This window comes from uncultured Anaerococcus sp. (genome assembly GCF_963510575.1).
Lineage (GTDB): Bacteria > Bacillota > Clostridia > Tissierellales > Peptoniphilaceae > Anaerococcus.
In genome coordinates this window covers 1-3,702 of the sequence record NZ_CAUPFR010000134.1, presented here as the reverse complement: position 1 = coordinate 3,702, position 3,702 = coordinate 1, and the positions used below count along the sequence as shown (strand labels likewise).

Below are 3,702 nucleotides of genomic sequence, written 5' to 3'. Positions count from 1 at the left end.
TATGTAAATTGGGTAATTTCCATACCGTCAAGCCACACTTCCCAACCAAGTCCCCAGGCACCTAGGGTTGGAGATTCCCAGTTGTCTTCAACAAACCTAATATCGTGTTTTTTTGGATCTATACCTATAGTTTCAAGACATTTTAAATATAAGTCTTGGATATTAGATGGGGTTGGTTTTAACAAAATTTGCATCTGGTGGTGTTGGTAAAGTCTGTTTGGATTTTCTCCGTACCTACCATCTGCAGGTCTTCTGGATGGCTCAACATAGCAAACCTTCCATGGTTCAGGACCTAAGGCCCTTAAAAATGTGTGAGGGTTCATAGTTCCTGCACCCTTTTCGATGTCGTATGGAATCATGACCGAACAGCCTTGGTCTTTCCAATACTCCTCTAGTTTTAGTATTAAATCTTCAAAGTACATTTACATTCCTTTCGAGTGCCTTTTTGACCCATTCCATAGATGGATAGGTTCCAAGGTCTAAATTTTTTAGGCAATAGTCTATTATTATTTTGCCAATTTTGGGGTAAGATTCTACCAATTTTATATCTTCAAGTTCTTCAGATTTTGTATAAAGAAGCTTGTTGAAATATACGAATTCTTCATAGGTCAAAAAGACCCTATCAAAAATCTCATCCTTGCACTTTTCACAAATCGCAGATGATTCGCCCGGTGAAAAGTACAAGTATTTTCCTCTTATATTTTTACCACAAATCCCACAAGTTTTAAAGTTTGGTTTAAAACCTGAAAATGAAATATATTTAAGAAGAAATCCTAAAAATATATTCACCTGATTTTTTTCTGCCTCTTCAAAGGCGTCGAAACTCTTTATAAGGAGGGTAAAAACCGTTTCTATCTGGATGTTATCAATTGTCCTCAGTAATAAATCGCAAATTGCAGATTTATATAATATTATATCAAAATTTTTATTTGATTTATAGTAGGGATTTAAAACGAGACCCTCTCTGAGCCCATAAAAATCCTTGCCAGACTTGTATAGGTCAAAGGAGGCTAGGATAAACCTAGTTGTAAGAGCCAAGTTTTTGGCATTTTTCTTTAAAACGCCCTGGCAAGATATGGAAATCTTGCCCATAGATTCAGTGAAAACCTCGATAATTTTCGAAGATTCCTTGTATTTAAATTCCCTGAGAACTATGCCCCTGATGTTCTTAAGGTCTGCCGTAGCCAAACCTATCCACCAACTTTTCTTTCTTTCGCCAATCTTTTTCTACCTTGACCCAAAGCTGAAGATTGACCTTTGAGTCTAAAAAGGTCTCTATCTCGCTTCTTGCGTCAATACCAATTTGCTTTATCATTTTACCGTTTTTGCCGATAACAATCTGCTTGTGGGAATTTTTTTCAACAATAATTGTCGCCCTTATATCAATCAAATTCTTATCTTCCCTTTGTTTAAAATCATCAATCCTCACTGCTAGACCATGAGGAACTTCTTCTGACAAGAGTCTTAGGGCCTTTTCCCTGATAATTTCAGCTACAACAAATCTCTCAGTCCTGTCTGTAATCATTTCCCTATCATAGTAGGCTGGCCCCTCATCTAGGTAGGATTTTACCCCCTCTATGTAGACCTCAATATTTTTATCATCCAAGGCAGAAATAGGAATAATCTTGTTGAAAAGTCCCACTTCTTGGTAGAGATTTTTTATTTCTTCGATTTCCTCTTCACTTAAGAGGTCAATTTTATTTATCAAAAGAATTATCGGAACTCTTACCTTTCTGAGTTCGTCAATTATCATCTGATCAAGCTTGCCAATTTCCTTAGATTCGTCAACCACATAGGTTACGACGTCTGATTCGTTTAGAGAATCCTTAGAAAAACTTAAAAGCCTTTCTTGGAGGACATTTCTTGGCTTTTGGATGCCTGGCGTATCTATAAAAATAAGCTGGCTGTCATCGTCATTGTATATTATATTTATCTTATCTCTGGTAGTTTGGGGCTTGTTTGAAATAATGGAAATCTTCTCTTTTAGAATCTTTTCCATAAGAGTTGATTTACCAACATTCGCCCTGCCAACTACCGATATAAATCCTGATTTCATTTTAAATCCTTTTTGCTAAAACTTTCTGGCAAGAGTTCGTCAATGGTATAAGTCTTGTAATTTTCAGAATCCTTTGCCACAACTATCCTCGTGTCGCAGTCCGCAAATTCTCTTATAAACTGCCTGCAAACTCCGCAAGGATATGTATAGTCACTATCGCCTGTTATTACTATGTAGACAAATTCTCTTTCCCCGTGGGTAATGGCTGTAGATAAGGCATTTCTTTCTGCACAAAGTGTTGGAGAATAGGCAGAATTTTCTATATTTATCCCCTCAAAAATCTTGCCAGACTTGGTCATAACTACACAAGCCACATGGAAATTTGAATAAGGAGCATAGGCTCTTGATTTAATCTCTAAGGCTTTTTTTATTAATTCTTTTATTTCTATCATGAAAATATCCCAAATATAGCCATGGCCATGGATGTACCAAGGATGGCTCCCCTTATGATTTCGCTTGTTGAATGGATATCAGCTTCGTATCTAGATTCTGCAACTATAAGGGCAAGCACCACAAGAAGGAGCCTCACCAGAGGTTCTCCTACTAAAAGAATGCCAATTGTTGATAAGCAAAAGGCAACCGATGTATGACCTGAAACAAAACCACCCTTAAAGGCTGTGCCGTGGCCCTCATAAAAAACTCCCTTAAGAAAAATCGTCAAAATTATGACTAAGGAAATAGTAATCAAAGCTAAATGTGAAGGTCGTCTAGCAATTTTTAGGATAACTGAATCGTAAAAATTTAAGAACTTGTCAAAAAATATGAGATAGCCAACAAATCCTGCATTTAAGGCCGCAATAAAGGTCGCAGCTGCTGATACATCCTTGCCTGCCTTGGCTAATTTTGAATATTTGCCCCCACTTGCAAGATCCACAACCTCTTCCAAGGCTGTATTTAATAGCTCAAGGGCAATAACAAAGGCAATGGAGAATACTAAAAACATCATTTCAACCCTAGATAGGTTGAAAAATAAAGATGCAATTAGGACCAGGATTGAAGCCCAAATATGAAATTTCATATTTTTTTCGTGGTTAATAGCATAAACCAGACCCTCATAGGCATAATCAAAACCCTTTAAGAATTTTTGCCCATGGGTCAATTTAAGGGGCTTAAAGTCCTCGCCCTCGCCCTTTTTGAGTTCCTCAAGGATTTCCTTTTTTAAATTTTCTTTAAGGTCGTCGTAGTCTTTATCCATTAATCTATTTAAAAACTCCTAGGTTTTTCATAACCTCTTTTTCTTTGGCTCTCATTTCTTTTTTGTCCTCATCTTCTATATGGTCATAGCCTAAAAGATGTAGAGTTGAATGGCAAATGAGATACATCATCTCTCTTTCAAGTGAGTGGCCAAAATCTTTTGCTTGGGTTTCTGCCACGTCTAGGCAAATCACTATATCTCCAAGGAGGAAAATAGGATTTCCCTCCATATCATAGCCTTCTTCATCCATGGGAAATGAAAGAACATCTGTTGGCCTATCCACATCCCTATATTCCTTGTTGAGCCTGTGGATGGTTTCCATATCCACTATAGAAAGGGAAACTTCAGCATTTTCTGTAAAATTTTCTACCCTTAGGACTTCTTCTATGGTTTTTTCTGCCCTATCTCTTATGAGGTCAAGGTCTAAATCTTGGTTTGTATCATTGGCTAA

Annotated in this window: 6 protein-coding genes; all 6 read right to left on the bottom strand. The window is 37.1% G+C overall.

Features of this window, described 5'->3' with window-relative positions:
- The coding region (locus RQ907_RS08050; RefSeq protein WP_311492856.1) for a glycine--tRNA ligase subunit alpha at positions 1-422 on the bottom strand (422 nt) is incomplete at its 3' end.
- A complete protein-coding gene (gene recO, locus RQ907_RS08045; protein WP_311492855.1) occupies positions 412-1,188 on the bottom strand; it encodes a DNA repair protein RecO in 777 nt (258 codons plus the stop codon). The genes recO and RQ907_RS08050, both read right to left, overlap by 11 nt.
- Positions 1,169-2,056, bottom strand: a complete 888-nt coding sequence (gene era, locus RQ907_RS08040) for a GTPase Era (protein ID WP_311492854.1) — start codon at positions 2,054-2,056, stop codon at positions 1,169-1,171. Before era ends, recO begins: the two co-directional genes overlap by 20 nt.
- Positions 2,053-2,448 (bottom strand): cytidine deaminase, encoded by a 396-nt coding sequence (cdd, locus tag RQ907_RS08035; RefSeq protein WP_311492853.1) that lies wholly within the window; start codon positions 2,446-2,448, stop codon positions 2,053-2,055. Before cdd ends, era begins: the two co-directional genes overlap by 4 nt.
- Complete coding sequence (locus RQ907_RS08030; RefSeq protein WP_311492852.1) at positions 2,445-3,251, bottom strand: diacylglycerol kinase; 807 nt, start codon at positions 3,249-3,251, stop codon at positions 2,445-2,447. Before RQ907_RS08030 ends, cdd begins: the two co-directional genes overlap by 4 nt.
- Positions 3,252-3,255: 4 nt before the next feature.
- Positions 3,256-3,702: rRNA maturation RNase YbeY (ybeY, locus tag RQ907_RS08025; protein ID WP_311492851.1), on the bottom strand; the 447-nt coding region annotated here is incomplete at its 5' end.